At 74.8% G+C, this 16,720-nt stretch carries 15 protein-coding genes and 1 riboswitch; of the genes, 8 read left to right on the top strand and 7 right to left on the bottom strand.

Features of this window, described 5'->3' with window-relative positions; all coding sequences use genetic code 11:
• Positions 1-37: 37 nt before the first annotated feature.
• Positions 38-586, bottom strand: a complete 549-nt coding sequence (locus WN71_RS12495) for an RDD family protein (RefSeq protein WP_046585815.1) — start codon at positions 584-586, stop codon at positions 38-40.
• Between the two features lie 255 nt (positions 587-841).
• Here WN71_RS12495 and WN71_RS12490 point away from each other — a divergent pair, with 255 nt between their 5' ends.
• From WN71_RS12490 to WN71_RS12470, 5 genes are all read left to right on the top strand, one after another.
• Positions 842-1,696, top strand: coding sequence for a bifunctional methylenetetrahydrofolate dehydrogenase/methenyltetrahydrofolate cyclohydrolase (locus WN71_RS12490; protein ID WP_046585817.1), 855 nt, complete (start codon positions 842-844; stop codon positions 1,694-1,696).
• A gap of 334 nt (positions 1,697-2,030) precedes the next feature.
• On the top strand, positions 2,031-2,474 hold the full coding sequence (locus WN71_RS12485) for a DUF3017 domain-containing protein (RefSeq protein WP_046585835.1): 444 nt from the start codon (positions 2,031-2,033) through the stop codon (positions 2,472-2,474).
• Positions 2,475-2,807: 333 nt separating this feature from the next.
• Positions 2,808-4,091, top strand: coding sequence for a helix-turn-helix domain-containing protein (locus WN71_RS12480; RefSeq protein WP_046585818.1), 1,284 nt, complete (start codon positions 2,808-2,810; stop codon positions 4,089-4,091).
• Positions 4,092-4,548: 457 nt separating this feature from the next.
• The gene (locus WN71_RS12475) at positions 4,549-5,538 is read left to right on the top strand and encodes a malate dehydrogenase (RefSeq protein ID WP_046585820.1); all 990 of its coding nucleotides are present in this window, start codon (positions 4,549-4,551) and stop codon (positions 5,536-5,538) included.
• A gap of 184 nt (positions 5,539-5,722) precedes the next feature.
• Entirely contained in the window at positions 5,723-6,769 is a 1,047-nt protein-coding gene (locus WN71_RS12470; RefSeq protein ID WP_046585822.1) for a hypothetical protein, read from the top strand.
• A 112-nt stretch (positions 6,770-6,881) separates the two neighbouring features.
• Here WN71_RS12470 and WN71_RS12465 read toward each other — a convergent pair whose 3' ends face one another.
• Both WN71_RS12465 and WN71_RS12460 read right to left on the bottom strand, forming a co-directional pair.
• Positions 6,882-7,568, bottom strand: a complete 687-nt coding sequence (locus WN71_RS12465) for a siderophore-interacting protein (RefSeq protein WP_046585824.1) — start codon at positions 7,566-7,568, stop codon at positions 6,882-6,884.
• Positions 7,569-7,737: 169 nt separating this feature from the next.
• Positions 7,738-8,628, bottom strand: coding sequence for a bifunctional helix-turn-helix transcriptional regulator/GNAT family N-acetyltransferase (locus tag WN71_RS12460; RefSeq protein WP_046585826.1), 891 nt, complete (start codon positions 8,626-8,628; stop codon positions 7,738-7,740).
• Positions 8,629-9,415: 787 nt separating this feature from the next.
• Between WN71_RS12460 and WN71_RS42665 the strand changes: the two genes are divergently transcribed.
• Entirely contained in the window at positions 9,416-10,825 is a 1,410-nt protein-coding gene (locus WN71_RS42665; RefSeq protein ID WP_143074833.1) for a hypothetical protein, read from the top strand.
• Between the two features lie 13 nt (positions 10,826-10,838).
• Here the strand turns inward: WN71_RS42665 and WN71_RS12445 are convergent, their stop codons facing one another.
• From WN71_RS12445 to WN71_RS12435, 3 genes are read right to left on the bottom strand one after another with little or no spacing between them, the layout of a single operon-like run.
• Entirely contained in the window at positions 10,839-11,570 is a 732-nt protein-coding gene (locus WN71_RS12445) for an isocitrate lyase/PEP mutase family protein (protein WP_206300066.1), read from the bottom strand.
• Positions 11,564-12,037 (bottom strand): carboxymuconolactone decarboxylase family protein, encoded by a 474-nt coding sequence (locus WN71_RS12440; RefSeq protein WP_046584841.1) that lies wholly within the window; start codon positions 12,035-12,037, stop codon positions 11,564-11,566. The genes WN71_RS12445 and WN71_RS12440 overlap by 7 nt, the downstream gene beginning before the upstream one ends.
• Positions 12,034-12,534, bottom strand: a complete 501-nt coding sequence (locus WN71_RS12435) for a carboxymuconolactone decarboxylase family protein (RefSeq protein WP_046584842.1) — start codon at positions 12,532-12,534, stop codon at positions 12,034-12,036. The genes WN71_RS12440 and WN71_RS12435 overlap by 4 nt, the downstream gene beginning before the upstream one ends.
• 46 nt (positions 12,535-12,580) lie before the next feature.
• Here WN71_RS12435 and pdxR point away from each other — a divergent pair, with 46 nt between their 5' ends.
• Positions 12,581-13,984 (top strand): MocR-like pyridoxine biosynthesis transcription factor PdxR, encoded by a 1,404-nt coding sequence (gene pdxR / locus WN71_RS12430; RefSeq protein WP_046584843.1) that lies wholly within the window; start codon positions 12,581-12,583, stop codon positions 13,982-13,984.
• A gap of 184 nt (positions 13,985-14,168) precedes the next feature.
• Here the strand turns inward: pdxR and WN71_RS12425 are convergent, their stop codons facing one another.
• The gene (locus WN71_RS12425) at positions 14,169-15,008 is read right to left on the bottom strand and encodes a DMT family transporter (protein ID WP_046584937.1); all 840 of its coding nucleotides are present in this window, start codon (positions 15,006-15,008) and stop codon (positions 14,169-14,171) included.
• Positions 15,009-15,096: 88 nt separating this feature from the next.
• A riboswitch (ZMP/ZTP riboswitch) is annotated at positions 15,097-15,190 on the top strand.
• 33 nt (positions 15,191-15,223) lie between these two features.
• Here WN71_RS12425 and WN71_RS12420 point away from each other — a divergent pair.
• The gene (locus WN71_RS12420; RefSeq protein WP_046584938.1) at positions 15,224-16,672 is read left to right on the top strand and encodes a glycine hydroxymethyltransferase; all 1,449 of its coding nucleotides are present in this window, start codon (positions 15,224-15,226) and stop codon (positions 16,670-16,672) included.
• The last annotated feature ends 48 nt before the right edge of the window (positions 16,673-16,720 follow it).

Below are 16,720 nucleotides of genomic sequence, written 5' to 3'. Positions count from 1 at the left end.
GGCCGCGGGCCGCTTCCGGCGCGGGTTCAGGCGCCGCTCACTGCGAGCGGATGACGATGGAACCCATGATCTTGTCGGCGAAGGTCTGACGCTTGGCGTCCCACGCCGGCCACAGCCAGCCCAGGTAGCAGGCGACGCTGTCCACGAAGTGGGCGATGCGGCGGACGAAGGCCATGCCGACCCCCAGCGGCTGGCCCGTCTCCTCCTTCACCAGGCGTATGCCGAGCGCCTTCTTGCCGACGGTCTGGCCGGTGCGGCCCTCCTGGATCAGCTGCCAGATCGCGAGGCCGATGATCGCGAGGAAACCGATCGCCAGCAGCGCGCCGTTGTCGCGGCCCACGAGGATCAGGATGTACGGCACCAGGAACACGAGGCCGTCGACCAGGGTGCCCAGGAAGCGCTGGCCCCAGTTGGCGTACGGCGGCTGGGCGCCGTAACCGGGCTGCGGGTAGCCGTAACCGCCCTGCTGCGGGACACCGGGGGCCTGCTGCGGGTAGCCGTAGCCGGGCTGGCCCTGCTGGGGGTAGCCGTACTGGGCGTTCGGGTCCTGCGGTTGACCGTAGGGGTTGGGCGAGCCATAACTCATGGCGTGATTCCTCCGTTTGCGACCAGGGACGACGCGGGTGGCGCGGAGGAACGTCAACAGGCTGAGCGGTGTTGCCCCCCAACACTTACCGCGGTACTGCGCCGTTCATCGTCGTGGCAGAGACGAGTCCTTGTCCAGCCGCTTTCCAGAGGTGTTGTGCAAGTGCAACATCGCCGATCATGGCCGGATCGCTCGGGCGCCGCCCGGGGGTACCCGGATTGAACCGGCGGCCCGCGATCCGGGAGGATGGGAGCCATGACCGCCCAGATTCTCGATGGCAAGGCCACCGCAGCAGAGATCAAGTCCGATCTGACCGCCCGCGTGGCGGCGCTGAAGGAGAAGGGCGTCACGCCCGGCCTCGGCACGATCCTCGTCGGTGAAGACCCCGGCAGCCAGAAGTACGTGGCCGGCAAGCACCGCGACTGCGCCCAGGTGGGCATCGCCTCCATCCAGCGCGAGCTGCCCGCCACCGCCACGCAGGAGGAGATCGAGGCGGTGGTCCGGGAGCTGAACGAGGACCCGGCCTGCACCGGCTACATCGTGCAGCTCCCGCTGCCCAAGGGCATCGACGAGAACCGCATCCTCGAACTGATGGACCCGGACAAGGACGCCGACGGCCTGCACCCGATGAACCTCGGCCGCCTGGTCCTGAACGAGCCGGCCCCCCTGCCCTGCACGCCGAACGGCGTCCTCACCCTGCTCCGCCGCTACGGCGTCGAGCTCAAGGGCGCGGAGGTCGTGGTCGTCGGCCGCGGGGTGACCATCGGCCGCCCGATGCCGCTGCTGCTGACCCGGCGCAGCGAGAACGCCACGGTGACCCAGTGCCACACCGGCACCCGTGACCTCTCGGCGCATCTGCGGCGCGCGGACATCATCGTCGCCGCCGCGGGCTCCGCCCACCTGATCCGGCCCGAGGACGTCAAGCCGGGCGCGGCCGTCCTCGACGTCGGCGTCTCGCGCAGCGCGGAGGGCAAGATCGTCGGCGACGTCCACCCCGGTGTGGCCGAGGTGGCCGGCTGGATCTCCCCGAACCCGGGCGGCGTCGGCCCGATGACCCGCGCCCAGCTGCTCGTCAACGTGGTCGAGGCGGCGGAGCGCGGTGTCGCCTGACCCCGAGCGGACGGCTCCCGAGCGCCCGGCCCCGGCCGGGGGTGCTGCGGTCGGCACGGATCCCGCGGAGCCGGCCCCCGCGATCAACGGCGCACGGGCGGCGCGGGACATCGCCGATGCCGCCGACGCGTCCTCCGACGTGTCCGCTGTGTCCGCCACGGCCGACGCGTCCTCCGGCGCGTCCGGTACGGCTGACGCGTCCTCCGGCGTGTCCGAAGCCGCCGCCGGAGCCGGAGCCGGAGCCGCCGCCGATGTCGACGCCGCCGACGCCGAGTCCGCCGACGCGCCCGACGTCGAGGCGCACGCGCACGCCGACGGTGCGGGTGAAGAGGAACTGACCGTCCGCGACGCCATCAGCGCGCCCGACGCCGAGGGCCGCCCCCGGCGGGCCACGCGGCGGTTCCCGCTGTTCACGAAGGACACCGCCCGGCCCGAGGGCGGCGGCCGGGCCGCACCCGGCGACGCCCCGGCACCGGCCCGCCAGTGGCCCGTGCTGCTGGTGCTGGGCCTGGCCGCGATCGGCCTGCTGATCACCGCGCTGGACCAGTTCCGGGCCGGCACCCTGGTGGTCGGCGTCGCCCTGCTCGGCGGCGCGGCCATGCGCTGGGTGCTGCCGAGCGTCGGGATGCTCGCGGTGCGCTCCCGCTTCACCGACATCGTCACCTACGGCCTGCTCGGCGTGGCCATCGTGGCGCTCGCGCTGATGGCCCAGCCGCACCCCCTGCTGGAGATCCCGTTCCTCAAGGACACCCTGCACTTCACGGTGAGCAACAGCTGACCCGCTCGCCCGCGCCGCGACGGACGGGCCGTCCCCATCCCCCGAGAAGGACGGCCCGCCGCCGGGACCAACCCTCCAGCACCCCGGAGCGGCCGTTCAACGCCTGTCCGCGCGCTGTGGCACGGAAGTGACGGTTCCGGCACCCGCCCACCGCTGTGTCCCAGGACGTGTCCTGAGTCGTGCGGGGTTACGCGCGTGTGTCCGATGTGTTGATGTATCGACAAGTTCGGGGAAGTGCCCCAAGCCCGCGTTCGACCGGGCTACCGTGGCCGCAGCATGTGCGCGGCCGCGGGGGGAGACTGCGGTGCGCGCCGGGGTAAGAGGGGGGAACCTATGCCTCGTTGGAGGGCTCTGCCCGATGAACTCGACCCACAGGTGGCCGAGTTCGCGGGTCAGTTGCGTCGGCTGGTGGACCGCAGCGGCCTGAGCGTCGCCTCGGTCTCGGACCGTACGGGCTACAGCAAGACATCCTGGGACCGCTATCTCAACGGCAGGCTGCTCGCGCCGAAGGGAGCGATCGTCGCCCTGGCCGAGGTCACCGGCGCCGACCCGGTCCATCTCACCACCATGTGGGAGCTGGCCGAACGCGCGTGGAGCCGTTCCGAGATGCGGCATGACATGACCATGGAGGCGGTACGGATCTCGCAGGCGCGCGCCGCGCTCGGCGAGTTCGGGGCGGCGCCCGGGGCCGGGCCCGCCGTGAACGGCAGGGCGGCCCGCGCGGGCACCGCCGTCCCGCCCGCCGTCGCGGGACCCGCGCCGACGGTCCCGGCACAGCCGTCGGCCGCCGACACCGACGTCCGGGAGACGACGGGCGACGGCGCGGACGCCCCGGACGGCGCCGAGGGCGCGGCGGGCTCCGGCGCGGTCGACGCGGTCAACTCCTGGAAGGTCGCCGGGTACAAGGGGCCCTCACCCACCGCGCAGGGCCCGCAGGCGCCCGCCGAACCGGGCGCGTTCGGCGCACCCCCGCAGATGCCTGCCCAGGGGGAACGTTCCGGCGCCGGTGCCGGTACCGGTCTCAGTGCGGGTGCGGGTGCGGGTGCGGGTGCGGGTGCGGGTGCGGGTGCAGGGGCGGGGACAGGGCCAGGAGCCGGGGCGGGTGTCGGTACCGGCGCGGGAAGACGGCGTCTGCTGATGTTCCTGGCCGGGGTCGTCGGCGTGCTGATCGTGGTCGGGGTCGCGATGCTCCTCACGGGTGGCGACGACGGCACGAAGGGTGCGGGAGCCCACCGCTCGGCCACGCCGTCGGTGAGCGCCGACCCGAACCTGCCGGCCGGGGTGAAGTGCAGCGGCGCCGCCTGCACCGGCAAGGACGCGGAGGCCATGGGCTGCACGAAGGACGCGGACGCGGTCACCACGGCCAAGAGCGTGACCGTCGGCACCACCCTGCTGGAGGTGCGCTACAGCAAGGTCTGCGGGGCGGCCTGGGGGCGGATCACGGCGGCCGGGCAGGGGGACAGCGTCCAGGTGAGCGCGGGCGCGCTGAAGGAGTCCGACGCGATCACCACGGCGGGGGACACCATCGCGTACACGCCGATGGTGGCGGTGCGCGACGCGAACACGGCGAAGGCGTGCGTGACCCTGGCGTCGGGCCGCACGGCCTGCACCCGCTAGCCCGGCCCGGCGGGATGTCCGGCCGCCTGCCCGGCCCCCGGCCCCCGGGCGAAAAACACAGGACATGCCGCGCATGAACCTCGACCCGCCGGGCAGGCGATCCATACCCCCACGGGAGTCCGGTCAGCCGGTGCCCCCAGACCGGCGGCCGTACCGTCCCCACCTCTCCCGGACGGGCGGCCGCCGATTTCTCGCTCTCCCCGCGGCGGCCGCAGGCTCCCGCGCGGCCCGGCCGGGGTGGTCCGTGGGGTGGTCTGTGGGGTGGGCCACACGGACCCGGACGTCCGGGATGCCGGATGCGCGATAGCCTGACCGCTGGATCTCTCTTGACGCCAAGAGATCGATCAAACGTACCCGTGATCGATCATCGCGGCGGGCACCGGTCACCAGCCGGGGCGGGGATCCCGTACCCCCGGGGCAGGGACGCCCCACCGTCAGCTGTCATACGGAGAACGCCATGACCCGCACTCCCGTGAACGTCACCGTCACCGGCGCCGCCGGCCAGATCGGTTACGCCCTGCTCTTCCGCATCGCCTCCGGCCAGCTGCTCGGCGCGGACGTGCCGGTCAAGCTTCGCCTTCTCGAGATCACCCCGGCGCTCAAGGCCGCCGAGGGCACCGCCATGGAGCTGGACGACTGCGCGTTCCCGCTGCTCCAGGGCATCGACATCAGCGACGACCCGAACGTCGCGTTCGACGGCGCCAACGTCGCCCTGCTCGTGGGCGCCCGCCCGCGCACCAAGGGCATGGAGCGCGGTGACCTGCTCTCCGCCAACGGCGGCATCTTCAAGCCGCAGGGCAAGGCCATCAACGACCACGCCGCGGACGACATCAAGGTCCTCGTCGTCGGCAACCCGGCCAACACCAACGCGCTCATCGCGCAGGCCGCCGCCCCGGACGTACCGGCGGAGCGCTTCACCGCGATGACCCGTCTGGACCACAACCGCGCGCTGACCCAGCTCGCGAAGAAGACCGGCACCACGGTCGCCGACATCAAGCGCCTGACCATCTGGGGCAACCACTCCGCCACCCAGTACCCGGACATCTTCCAGGCCACGGTCGCGGGCAAGAACGCCGCCGAGGTCGTCTCCGACGAGAAGTGGCTCGCCGAGGACTTCATCCCGACCGTCGCCAAGCGCGGTGCCGCGATCATCGAGGCCCGTGGCGCCTCGTCGGCCGCCTCCGCCGCCAACGCCGCCATCGACCACGTGCACACCTGGGTCAACGGCACCGCGGACGGCGACTGGACCTCCATGGGCATCCCGTCGGACGGCTCCTACGGCGTCCCCGAGGGCCTCATCTCGTCCTTCCCGGTCACCACGAAGGACGGCCGCTACGAGATCGTCCAGGGCCTGGAGATCAACGAGTTCTCCCGCGCCCGCATCGACGCCTCCGTCAAGGAGCTCGAGGAGGAGCGCGAGGCGGTCCGCGCCCTCGGCCTCATCTGACGGTTCCCCGGTCTCCGTACGCGACCTGACGGTTCCTCGGTCTCCTTGCGAGGCCTGACGGTTCCCGGTTTCGTCACGAGCCTGCGCGGGCCCCGTTCCGGTTCCGTCCGGAACGGGGCCCGCGCCCGTTTTCGCCGCTACCGTCAAGAGCGGTACCCACCAGGGTGATTCGGGGGGTTTCGCGATGAGCGGACGGTACGAGTACGACGACGCCGGGTCCGGGCCCGAGCGGGAACCGAGCGAGGAACGGGGCCGGGCCGCCTGGTCCGGCGGGGAGACCGGCGCCGTGCCGCCGTGGGCCTCGGCGCAGACCCAGGCGGGCGGTGCCGCGCCACCGCCGTGGGCGTCCGCGCAGACCCGGTCCGGCGGCGGCCCGCCCCCGTCCTGGACGAGCCCGCCGCCCCCCGCGTCCGGCCCGCTGCCGCCCCCGCCGGGCACCGCGCACGCCACACCTCCGGGCACCCCGTATCCCACCCCGCCGTACACCCTGGCGCCGGGCGTGCCGCCCGCGCGCCCGGCCCGGCGGACCGGCCGGCTGGTCGCGGCGGTGGTGCTGACCGTGGTGGTCGGCGCGGGGGCCGGGGCGGGCGGCTGGTATCTGACCCGCGACCACTCCACCGGCTCCGAGGCGGGTGCGGGCACCACGGTCTCGGCCCCGCCGCAGTCCTCGGCGCCCGGCTCCACCCCGCCCGCGAGCCCCTCGGCCACGGACGCGTCCGACGCGGGCACCGGCCCGGCGAGCACCCCGGCCTCCGGCCCCGCGACGGCGTCCGCGGCGCCCGGATACCGCACCGCCGACGATCCCATCGGCTATCGCGTCCAGATCCCCGAGGGCTGGACGCGCCGGGAGAAGCAGGGCGAGAAGGCCCCGGTCGTCACCTACGAATCGCCGGGCGACGGGCGGCAGTTGCAGATCTTCCGGGTCACCGAGCCGACCCCGGCGGCCTCCCTGGAACTCGCCGAGACGGCGCCCGGCTACGGCTTCGCGCACCAGCGGGGCTACCAGGTGCTCGACCGCGCCTCCGGAGACGGCTGGTCGGAGCTGACGTACCGCTACGACGACAAGGACGAGGGTGCCCGGCGGGTCGTCGACCACCGCTTCGAGGCCTCGGACGGCACGTTGTACGCGATCCGGGCGAGCGGTCCGGAGAGCCTGGGGGCGGACCTGGTGGGTGAGCCGCTCACCACGGCGGTGGCGTCCTTCTGCCCGTCGGGGGCGCAGTGCGGGTGAGCCTGCCGGCGGCTCCGTCTCGTTCCGGGTCGTGTGGTTCACCTGCGGGCCGGTGGGGGCTGGTCGCGCAGTTCCCCGCGCCCCTTCCGGGGCGGCCCGGCAGGGGCGCGGATCACTCCAGGCCGCGCTTGCCCGGTGCCCAGAACGGTTTGGTGAGCACGGAGCGCCGGTCCCAGCCGGCCTCGCGCAGCACCTGCCGCACCCGCTGCACGGTCCGCGCCTCCCCGGCGACATACGCGATCCCGCCCGGCTCGGGCGCCAACTCCCGTACGGCGTCGGGCAGTGCGGTGGTGCCCCGGACCAGCCAGCCGATCCGGTCGCCGTGGGCGAGCGGCAGCCGGTCGGCAGCCGACCCGGTCTCCACGCAGCCGGCGACCCGGGCCGACGCGGGCAGCGCGGCGAGCATCGCGCCGAAGGCGACGGCGGCGGTCTCGTCCCCGGCGAACACATGGTGCGTGGCGTCGGGACGCACGGTGAACGACCCCTCCGGCCTGCCCAGCCGGACCTCGTCGCCCACCGCCGCCGCCCGCGCCCACAGCGCCCCCGGCCCGGCACCGGGATGGTCGAGCACGCACAACTCCAGGGCGCCCTCGGGGTCGTAGCGCCATATCGAGTACGTACGGCGGGTCAGCCCGCTCGTGACGTGCACCCGCACCTGCTGCCCGGGGCGCACGTCGAGTCCCGCGAGGGCGTGGCCCTCCAGGCGCAGCCGGCGCATCCGGGCCGCGACGGGCGCGGCCTCGGTGACCGTGGCGCGCAGCGTCAGCAGGTCGAGTACCGGGTCGAGAAGTGCGGGCATGGCCGCTCCTTGCCGTTCAGTGGTGGGGGCGCAGGGGACGCACGGGTGGCGAAGTCGGCCGGGAGGCGCGGGAGTTGCACCGCGCCGTCGAGCCGGACGCGATAGTACGCGTTCCACGCCGGACGCGACAGTACGCGACGTGCCGCGGCCTCGCTCCTCGAAGCCGCCCCTACACCCGCTTCTCGAACCAGAACGCGGCGTACACGTTGTCGTCGTAGGCGGGGATCTCCCGGTACCCGCACGCCCGGTACATCGCCTGCGCCTCGGTGAGCACCGCGTGCGTGTCCAGTCGTACGACGTCCAGGCCGCGCGCCGCCGCCTCCCGCTCCAGCGCGCCCAGGATCCGCCGGGCCAGCCCCAGCCGGCGCGCGTCCGGGGACACCCACACGTGCCGGATCTCGCCCACGCCGTCCGGCTGCCGGCGCAGCGCGCCGCAGCCCACCGGGCGCCCCTCCTCGTACGCGACGAAGAACGCCCCCGCCGCCCCGGACACCTCCTGCGGCGACACCAGGGCGGCTCTGTCGAACCCCTCGGGGAAACGGGCGCCGATGTCGGCCGCGTAGGCGTCGAGGCAGGCGCGGGCGTCCGGCGAGCCGCCGTCGACCGGGTCGACCGTGATCGCGGCCAGCCGCAGCAGCCGCTGTGCCGTGTCCACGGCCTCGGTGAGCCGGGTGCGCTGGTCCCCGGTGAGCCCGTCGATCAGCCCGGCGGCGAGCGCGTCGGCCCGCCGGTTCTGCTCCGCGACCTCGGTCCGGCCCGCCGCGGTCAGCTCGACCGTGCGCAGCCTGCTGTCGTCCGGGTGGACCGCCAGCCGGACCAGCCCGTTGCTCTGGAGGGACTTGGTCATCCGGCTCAAGTATCCGGCGTCCAGGTCGAGTTGTGCGCGCAGGGTCCGCAGCGGGACCCCCGCCGGGTGCCGGGCGATCTCGAAGAGCAGCCGGGCCTCGCCCAGCGGGCGGTCCTGGCCGAGATAGTGATCGTCGAGGACGCCGATCCGGCGCGTGAAGTAACGGTTGAAGCGGCGCAGCGCCGCGACATCGGTGGCAGACACGGGCTCCATATTTCTTTGACTTTAGTCAAAGGTGTCCGGTTCGTCCAGGGGATGCGCGGGAGTCGCGCTGTGCGCATTCCGCTGTTCCCGTCACCATCCGTCCCCCTATGCTGAGGATTCGCCGACACGGCCCCGGACGAGAGCGTTCCGGTCGGGCCGGGAACGGCGTTCACCCGCTGGGGAGCGGGACACAGGGGCTACGGGGGGCGTGGTGGTCGACGGACCGCGGTACTGGAACGAGGAGACCCAGCGCTGGGAGGGCGCCGACGACACGGGGGCGACTCCGTCGGGGTCGGCGGCTTCGGTCGGTTCAGCCGGTTCAGCCGGTTCGGCCGGTTCGGCTGCCGAGCCCGAGCCGCCGGTGGGGGTGCCCGCCTGGGTCGCGGCGCAGACGCAGACCGCTCCGGCCCCGCCGCGACCGGCGGCCCCCGCGGCCGTGACCCCTCCGGCGGCCGCCCCGGCGCCCGCGACGGACCGGGCCCCGACGCCCGCACCCGCGGGAAGCCCGGCGCCCGCACCCGCGGGGAGCCCAGCGCCCGGCACGCCCGAGCCGCGGGCCACTCCGGCCTCCGACGCGTCTGTGCCGGGGGTGGCTTCGGTTTCCGACGCGCCCGCGGAGGGGGTGGCTTCGGTGTCGGGCGTGCCTGCGCCGGGGGTGGCTTCGGTTTCCGACGCGCCCGCGGAGGGGGTGACTTCGGCGTCGGGCGCGGCTGCGCCGGGGGTGGCCTCGGCGTCCGTCACTCCTGAGCCGGAGGCGGTTCCGGCGTCCGTCACTCCTGAGCCGGGGGCGGCTCCGGTGTCCGACACGCCCGCGCCCGCGTCCGCGGTGGTGTCTCCCGCGTCCGACGCGACCGTTCCCGAGGGCGGTTCGGCGGCAGGGGGCCGTGCGCCCGGCCGCGGCCCCTCCCTTGCGAAGACCCCACCCCCGGCCCCCGCGACGGCGCCCGCGACGGCGCCCGCGGCGGCCCCCGGGGAGCCGCTCCCGTCCGACCAGCCGTACCCCTCGGATCAACCGATCCCGCCCCACCAGCCCCACCCGCCGCAGCAGCCCTACCCGTCGGACCAGCCGTACCCGTCGGACCAGCCCTACCCGTCCGGCCGGCCGATCCCGTCAGACCAGCCCATCCCCTCCGACCGGACCCCGTCCTCCCACGAGACCCCGCCCGCCGGGGCGGTTCCGGACGCGTCCTCGGCCTCCGCGGCCCCCTGGTTCCAGGTGCCGCCCCCGGAGGACCCCCTCCCGCACGCGCTGACCGCGCCCGACCTCGCCGCGCCGCCGCCGTACGGCGCCCCGCCGGCCCCGCCCGCGGCCTACGGGTCGGTGCCCCCGCCGCCCCCGCCCTACGCGGCCGCGCCGCCGCACGGCCCCGCGGCCACCCCGCCCTGGGGCGCCGCCCCCGCCGGGGCGCAGGGGGCCGGAGCGCCCTGGTCCACGCCCGAGTGGCCCGCCGGGCCGGGCGGCGGCACGCCCCCGTACGCGGTGCCGGGGGCCGCGCCCGCCGCCCCCGCCGGGCACAGCCGCAGGCTGGTGTGGTCGGTGGTCGGCGGGGCCGCCGTCGTCGGGGTGGCCGTCAGCCTGGTGCTGACCTTCGTGCTCGGCGGCGGCACGGGCTCGCAGGCGGACACCAGCCCGCCCGTCACGCCGCTGAGCACCGGTCCCGAGACCCCGGGCGACAGCACCCCGCCGTCCTCCCCGAGCCCCTCGCCGTCCGCGACCCTGCCCGCGGGCTACGCGTCCTACGAGGACCAGGAGGGTTTCCGCATCGCCCACCCCACCGGCTGGAGCCGGTCGACCAGGGCGTCGGCGTACGGCATGGACGTGGTCAACTACCGCAGCCCGGATCGCACTCGCCGGATCCAGGTCTACCAGGTGGCGGAGTCCTCCCCGGACGCGTCGTTCGACCTGTTCCTGTCCGACGCGACGCCGAAGAACGCCGCGTTCCAGAAGCTCTCCCTGGACAACCTGGACCACGACGGCTTCACCGGCTCCCGCCTGGAGTACACGACCGGCCCCATCAGCGGGGAGCCGGACGTGGGCACGTGGCACGTCTTCGACGAGCGGTTCGTGGCCGCCGACGGCGACATCTACGCCGTGGCCGTCTACGGCCCCGACGACGACACCGGCGCCGACAGCCTCGAACTGCTCACCACCGCGGTGGACTGGTTCTGCCCGGACGGCGCGACCTGCCCGGCCCCGACCGCGTGAGACGGCCCGTGCCTCAACTCGGCCGCGGCAGCAGCCCCTCGGCGATCTCCGAGAGCGCCGCGGCCGCCCGGCGTTGCAGACCCGGCCCGAACGTGATCCGGGTGGCGCCCCGTTCGCCGAGCTCGGCGGGCGTGGGCCCCGTGCCGTCCAGCCGGGCCAGCGCGTTGACCGGGCCCTGGATGCCCGACCGCAGCAGCGGCAGCAGCTCGGCCGGGGCGAAGATCGGGTAGATGCAGTCGGCGCCCGCCGCGACGTACGCCGCGGCCCGCGCGATGGCCTGTTCCGGGTCGCCGTCGCCGTACGCGAAGGTGTCGACGCGGGCGTTGACGAACAGCTCGCCCCCCGCCGCCGCGACGACCTCGGCGAGCCGGTCCGCGTGCCGGTGCGGGTCCTGGAGAACCCCGCCCGCGGAGTCCTCCAGATTGCAGCCCACCGCCCCGGCCTCCAGCAGCCGTTCGACGAGCTCCTTCGGCGGCAGCCCGTAGCCGCCCTCCACGTCGGCCGACACGGGCACGTCCACGGCCCGGCAGATCCGCGCCACCGCGGCGAACATCTCGTCGGCCGGGGTCTGCCCGTCGGCGTGCCCGAGCGCCGCCGCGACCCCCGCGCTCGGGGTGGCCAGCGCCGGGAACCCGGCGTCGGCGAACACCCGCGCGGAGACGGCGTCCCACGGTCCCGGCAGCACCAGCGGGTCGCCCGGGGCGCGGCGGTGCAGCGCGCGGAAGGTCTCCGCCCCGGTCACCATCGCGTGCTCCCGGCGGGGATGCGGCGGCCGACCATCAGCCGGTTCCAGCTGTTGACGACGTTGATCAGGCCGACGAGGTGGGCGAGGCGCGGCTCGTCGAAGCGGGCGGCCGCGGCGGCGTACACCGCGTCCGGCACGAACCCCGACGCCGTCGGCACGGTGACCGCCTCGGTCAGCGCGAGCGCGGCCCGCTCCCGCTCGTCGAAGACGTCACCGGCCTCCTCCCAGGCCTCCAGCAGATCCAACTTCCTTTCGCTCACGCCCACTTCGCGGGCGACCGTGAGATGCATGTCCAGGCAGAACGCGCAGTGGTTGAGCTGTGAGGCGCGGATCTGCACCAGTTCGGCGAGGGCCGGGTCGCCGAGGCCCTTCCTCGCGGCCGCGCCCGCCGCCCGGAGCGCGGCGCGCACCCCGGCGTCCAGCAGGGTCGTGCGCGCGGTCGCCGCTGCCCCCGTGCCGGCCGTCACCGGTGCTGCCCCGGCGTGTAGTGGCCGGGCACCATCCGGGTGGTCACCGCGAACCGGTTCCACGCATTGATCACCGCGATCGCGGCGATCAGCTGGGCCAGTTCGGTCTCGTCGAAGTGGATCGCGGCGCGCTCGTACACCTCGTCCGGCACGAAGCCGTCGGTCAACACCGTGATCGCCTCGGTGAGTTCGATGGCCGCGACCTCCTTCTCCGTGTAGAAGTGCCGCGACTCCTCCCAGGCGCTCAGCTGCACGATCCGCTCCACGCTCTCGCCCGCGGCGAGCGCGTCCTTGGTGTGCATGTCGAGGCAGAACGCGCAGTGGTTGAGCTGCGAGGCGCGGATCTTGACGAGTTCGCCCAGCTTCGGGTCCAGGCCCTGACGGGCGGCGGCGTCCAGCCGGACCATCGCCTTGTAGACCTCGGGGGCGTGCTTGGCCCACTGCATACGGGGGGTGTGCTCGGGGGCGTACTCGATGCGCTCTTCGGTCGTCGTCATGGTTCGACCCTAGGAGCGGGGCAGCCCAGGAGTATGGTCCATTTACATGGCGAATCCTTGGGCCACTTTGGGTGTCGACCTGCATCTGGAACCGGTCGGGCCGGGGGTGCGGCGCGGGCTGACCGACGCGCTGCGCGAGGCCGTGCGCACCGGGCGGCTGGCGCCCGGCACCCGGCTGCCGTCCTCGCGCGTGCTCGCCGCCGACCTCGGCATCGCCCGCAACACGGTCGCCGACGCCTACGCCGACCTGGTCGCCGAGGGCTGGCTGACCGCCCGCCAGGGCTCCGGCACCCGGGTCGCCACCCGGGCCGCCGCGACCGGACCGGCTCCCGGCCGGGGCACCGCCCGCCCGGTCCACCGCCGCGCCGCCGCCCGCCCCGCGCACGACCTCGTGCCCGGCACCCCGGACCTCGCGGCCTTCCCGCGCGCCGAGTGGCTGAAGGCGGCCCGGCGCGCGCTCGCCGCCGTCCCGGGCGACGCGCTCGGCTACGGCGATCCGCGCGGCCGCCCCGAACTGCGCTCGGCGCTCGCCGGATACCTCGCCCGCGCGCGCGGCGTACGCGCCGACCCCGAGCGGCTCCTCGTCACCGCCGGGATCTCGCAGGGGCTGCGGATCCTCGGCACGGTGCTGCGCGAACGCGGCCTGCGCACCATCGCCGTCGAGTCGTACGGACTGGAGGTGCACTGGCGGATCCTGGAGGCGGCCGGGCTGCGCACGGTGCCGCTGCCGTTCGACGGACTCGGCACGGAAACGCGAGGGTTGACGGAGTTCGGGGCCGTACTCCTCACGCCCGCGCACCAGTTCCCGATGGGGGTGCCGCTCCACCGCGACCGGCGGGCCGCCGTCGTCGACTGGGCGCGGCGCACCGGCGGTTACGTCCTGGAGGACGACTACGACGGCGAGTTCCGCTACGACCGCCAGCCCGTCGGCGCGCTCCAGGGCCTCGACCCCGACCGGGTCGTGCACCTCGGCACCGCCAGCAAGTCCCTGGCGCCGGCGCTGCGCCTCGGCTGGGCGGTGCTGCCGCCGGACCTCGCGGAGGACGCCGTACGGACCAAGGGCGGCACCGACAGCTGCGGGCTGTTCGACCAGCTGACCCTCGCCGAGTTCCTGGTCTCCGGCGCCTACGACCGCCATGTGCGCGCCTCCCGCCTGCGCTACCGGCGGCGCCGCGACGCCCTGGTCGAGGCGCTCGCGACGCGCGCCCCCGCGGTGCGGGCGACGGGCATCGCGGCCGGACTGCACGCGGTGCTGCGGCTGCCGCCCGGTACGGAGGCGAGCGTGGTCCAGGCGGCCGCCTGGCAGGGCCTGGCCCTGCACGGCCTGGCCTTCTACCGCCACGACCGGTCCACGCCGCCGCCCCTGGACGCGCTGGTCGTCGGCTACGGCACCCCGTCGGACCACACCTGGCCGGGCGCACTGGACGCCCTGTGCCGGGTGCTTCCGTAGCGCGTCGGCGGTCGGCCGGAGCGGACGGGTGGGCGGCAGCCGGCCGGTGGGGGCTGGTCGCGCAGTTCCCCGCGCCCCTTTGGGGCGTGGCTGCGACGAGCCCCTGAAAGGGGCGCGGGGAACTGCGCGACCAGCCACGACGCACCCGCAGAGCCCTCGCCACCGGCAGGGGACCCCCGCAGACTCAGCCGCCGGCAGGGCCCCCCGCACGGGGCTCCGGGGCCTCCCCGAAGCGGGCCAGCGCCAGCGCCCCCGCGACTGCCACCAGGAAGCCCAGGACCGCCAGCCAGGCCAGGCCCTCCCGGGTGCGGTCGCCCAGCCAGATCACGCCCACCGCCGCGGGCCCGATGGTCTCGCCGACCACCATCCCGGCCGTGGCCGCCGTCACCGAGCCGCGCTGGAGCGCCGACGTCAGCAGCAGGAACCCGGCCGCGCCGCCCAGCAGCAGCGCCCACAGGGCGGGGTCGGTGAGCAGGTCCACCACGCCGAAGGAGTCGATCAGCCGGACGGACACCTCGACCACCCCGAACCCGAACCCCGCGCCGAGCCCCAGCACCAGCGAGCGGAACCGCCCGCCCAGCCGGCCCGCGCCGAGCGCCAGCAGCACCATCGCGGCGCCGATCGCGAGCATCGCGTACGCGAGGGCCGTCGAGCCGCCCTCCTCGCCCTCCGGCCCGGCGGCCAGCCCCAGCATCGCCAGCCCGGCGCACACCACGCCCACCGCGCCCCACTCGGTGCGGCTCAGGCGCGCCTTCAGCAGCCGGGCCGCGACCACCGCGGTCACCGCGAGGCTCGACGCGAGCGCCGCGCTGACGGCGTAGATCGGGATCGAGCGCAGCGCCGCGATCTGGAACACGAACCCGAGCCCGTCCAGCGCCAGACCGGCCAGGTACCGCCACTGCCGCAGCGCCCGCAGCAGCAGCGCCGCCTCCCCGCCGCCCCCGCCCCCGGCCGCCCGCGCGGCGACCGCCTGCAACACGGTCGCCGTACCGAAACAGACCGCGGCCGCCAGCGCACACACCATCCCGAAGAGCACACGGTGAGCCTAGGGCCTGTCGTCGCTCGCATGGTGGACGCCGGACCTGGGCGGATCGCCCCGCCCGGTACGCTGATCCACGGGCCGTGACTGGCGCGCTGGGATGGGACGGACCATCGGGGAGCGGCCCGGCAGGAAGCGATCGAGTGCCGTGCGCCTGGGCCGAACCCGTGAACTGTGTACGCACGCCTCCGGAGGTCCTCATGTCAGAGCAGCCCCTCTCCACCGAGTCCACCGCCTTCCGTGCCGCCCTCGACGTGGTCCGCGCCGTCGAGCCGCGCGTCGCCGACGCCATCGGTCAGGAGGTCGCCGACCAGCGCGAGATGCTCAAGCTGATCGCCTCGGAGAACTACGCCTCCCCGGCCACCCTCCTCGCGATGGGCAACTGGTTCAGCGACAAGTACGCCGAGGGCACCATCGGCCGCCGCTTCTACGCCGGCTGCCGCAACGTCGACACCGTCGAGTCGATCGCCGCCGAGCACGCCCGCGAGCTGTTCGGCGCCCGCCACGCCTACGTCCAGCCGCACTCCGGCATCGACGCCAACCTGGTCGCCTTCTGGGCGGTGCTCGCCGACCGCGTCGAGGTGCCCTTCCTGGAGAAGACCGGCGTCCGCCAGGTCAACGACCTCTCCGAGGCCGACTGGGCCGAACTGCGCCAGGCGTTCGGCAACCAGCGCATGCTCGGCATGTCCCTCGACGCCGGCGGCCACCTCACCCACGGCTTCCGCCCGAACATCTCCGGCAAGATGTTCGACCAGCGCTCCTACGGCACCGACCCGGCCACCGGCCTCATCGACTACGACGCCCTGCGCGCCCAGGCCCGCGCGTTCAAGCCGCTGATCATCGTCGCCGGCTACTCCGCCTACCCCCGTCTGGTGAACTTCCGCGTCATGCGCGAGATCGCGGACGAGGTCGGCGCCACGCTCATGGTCGACATGGCCCACTTCGCGGGCCTGGTCGCGGGCAAGGTGCTGACCGGCGACTTCGACCCGGTGCCGCACGCGCAGATCGTCACCACGACCACCCACAAGTCCCTGCGCGGTCCGCGCGGCGGCATGGTGCTGTGCGACGACTCGCTCAAGGACCAGGTGGACCGCGGCTGTCCGATGGTCCTCGGCGGCCCGCTGCCGCACGTCATGGCCGCGAAGGCGGTGGCCCTGGCCGAGGCCCGGCAGCCCGCCTTCCAGGACTACGCGCAGCGCATCGTGGACAACTCCCGCGCGCTCGCCGAGGGCCTCATGCGGCGCGGCGCCACCCTGGTGACCGGCGGCACGGACAACCACCTCAACCTGATCGACGTCGCCGGCTCCTACGGCCTGACCGGCCGTCAGGCGGAGGCCGCGCTGCTGGAGTCGGGCATCGTCACCAACCGCAACGCGATCCCCGCCGACCCGAACGGTGCCTGGTACACCTCCGGCATCCGGATCGGCACCCCGGCGCTCACCACGCGCGGCCTCGGCACGGCCGAGATGGACGAGGTCGCGGGCCTGATCGACCGCGTCCTGACGACGACCGAGCCGGGCACCACCAAGTCGGGCGCCCCCAGCAAGGCCGCCCACGTCCTGGACGAGAAGATCGCCCAGGAGATCGCCACCCGAGCCACCGACCTGGTGGCAGGCTTCCCCCTCTACCCGGAGATCGACCTCGGCTGACCAACCCCGAGGCATGGCGCCCTGAAAGGGGCGCGGGGAACTGCGCGA

It is taken from the genome of Streptomyces mangrovisoli (assembly GCF_000974985.2).
Classification (GTDB): Bacteria; Actinomycetota; Actinomycetes; order Streptomycetales; family Streptomycetaceae; genus Streptomyces; species Streptomyces mangrovisoli.
This window is presented reverse-complemented; position numbering and strand designations above follow the sequence as displayed.

What these genes read in the sequence shown, in the direction of transcription:
- WN71_RS12435 (WP_046584842.1), bottom strand. Translation starts at nt 12,534, where the DNA reads ATGACGACGACCGAAGAGCGCATCGAGTACGCCCCCGAGCACACCCCC.
- WN71_RS12425 (WP_046584937.1), bottom strand. Translation starts at nt 15,008, where the DNA reads ATGGTGTGTGCGCTGGCGGCCGCGGTCTGTTTCGGTACGGCGACCGTG.
- WN71_RS12460 (WP_046585826.1), bottom strand. Translation starts at nt 8,628, where the DNA reads ATGGAGCCCGTGTCTGCCACCGATGTCGCGGCGCTGCGCCGCTTCAAC.
- WN71_RS12475 (WP_046585820.1), top strand. Translation starts at nt 4,549, where the DNA reads ATGACCCGCACTCCCGTGAACGTCACCGTCACCGGCGCCGCCGGCCAG.
- WN71_RS12465 (WP_046585824.1), bottom strand. Translation starts at nt 7,568, where the DNA reads ATGCCCGCACTTCTCGACCCGGTACTCGACCTGCTGACGCTGCGCGCC.
- WN71_RS12420 (WP_046584938.1), top strand. Translation starts at nt 15,224, where the DNA reads ATGTCAGAGCAGCCCCTCTCCACCGAGTCCACCGCCTTCCGTGCCGCC.
- WN71_RS12445 (WP_206300066.1), bottom strand. Translation starts at nt 11,570, where the DNA reads ATGGTGACCGGGGCGGAGACCTTCCGCGCGCTGCACCGCCGCGCCCCG.
- WN71_RS12495 (WP_046585815.1), bottom strand. Translation starts at nt 586, where the DNA reads ATGAGTTATGGCTCGCCCAACCCCTACGGTCAACCGCAGGACCCGAAC.
- pdxR (WP_046584843.1), top strand. Translation starts at nt 12,581, where the DNA reads ATGGCGAATCCTTGGGCCACTTTGGGTGTCGACCTGCATCTGGAACCG.
- WN71_RS12480 (WP_046585818.1), top strand. Translation starts at nt 2,808, where the DNA reads ATGCCTCGTTGGAGGGCTCTGCCCGATGAACTCGACCCACAGGTGGCC.
- WN71_RS12490 (WP_046585817.1), top strand. Translation starts at nt 842, where the DNA reads ATGACCGCCCAGATTCTCGATGGCAAGGCCACCGCAGCAGAGATCAAG.
- WN71_RS12470 (WP_046585822.1), top strand. Translation starts at nt 5,723, where the DNA reads ATGAGCGGACGGTACGAGTACGACGACGCCGGGTCCGGGCCCGAGCGG.